We start from the raw sequence: 1,005 nt of genomic DNA, 5'->3' as shown, positions 1-1,005 counted from the left end.
CCACTCTTGCTCAGCGTCACATAGGCATGGACGGTGCGGTCGCCGAAGATGCGCGTCTTCACCAGCCGGTGGGCGACAAGATACCCATCCATTTTGAAAGAGTAGTTCTCGGGCGCAACGGGACTCTCGTCCAGCTTCAGGCGCCTGCCGTACTTTGGCGGACGACCGCGGCGGCCTGCCGTCGAAGTTGGCAGCTCAAAGATGGCCGTATCACGACGTGCATTGCAGATCACATTGAGATTCGGGTAGCTGAGTGCATGCATGAGCAGCTCTCGCTTGGCGTACCAGCTGTCAAAGAGCAGGATGACTTGGCGCGTTTCAAGGATGGGCATGACTTCATCGAGAAGCTGGCAGGCAATCGTCAGCTTCGAAGTCTCGCCATTGCTCATGACGTAGCCAATCGGCACTGCGACGTGGCGGATCTGAGGCTTGCCTGCGTTCTCATGGATGACTGGTATACTCATCGTCAGACTGACAAAGGCATGGCCATTGAAATAAGACCTGCCATCGTGTTTGGCGTGGTCGTACAGGATACCTACCCCGTCGAAGTGCTTGCCCCACTTGGCAATGGTCGTGTCATCCACGCTGAGCAAGATAGGCTCCTGCCGCAGCGCTTCCGGCACTATGGCAAGAGCCCGTAGAGCTAAGGCTTGTCGAATGGATGCATCCGTAACGAGTCCATTGCCAAGGGCACGGTAATAGCTGTTGAGAGACGCATCCGTCTGCTTCGACAGGAACTGCCGGAATAGGCAGCGCACCGACGGAGCTGACTCCAACGCCAGCTGAGCGATGAAAAACCACGCCAGCAGATGGCGCGTCGGCCTCGTCGCAGCTGGGAACAAAGAAGAAAAAATCGTCAGGAGTCTACCAATTATAGATTTCTCGGTGTATAATGAAGTCATCGCATAGCCTTTCTCTTGGGTGTTGTTGTTTTTTAGCGATTACATTATACACCATCAGGAGGCTATGCGATTTTATTGTGCTTCAAAAAGCTGTAAACTGCTG

Annotated in this window: 1 protein-coding gene; it reads right to left on the bottom strand. The window is 54.2% G+C overall.

Translation table 11 applies throughout. The features are described 5' to 3' along the window. On the bottom strand, positions 1-902 hold a 902-nt coding region (locus DWX75_RS11965), incomplete at its 3' end, for a transposase (RefSeq protein ID WP_118016531.1). Positions 903-1,005: the final 103 nt, after the last annotated feature.

Origin of the sequence: Mitsuokella sp. AF21-1AC (assembly GCF_003458855.1) — a bacterium.
GTDB lineage: Bacteria > Bacillota > Negativicutes > Selenomonadales > Selenomonadaceae > Mitsuokella.
Note: the sequence above shows the minus strand (reverse complement) of the source record. Positions and strands in the feature narration are given on the sequence as shown.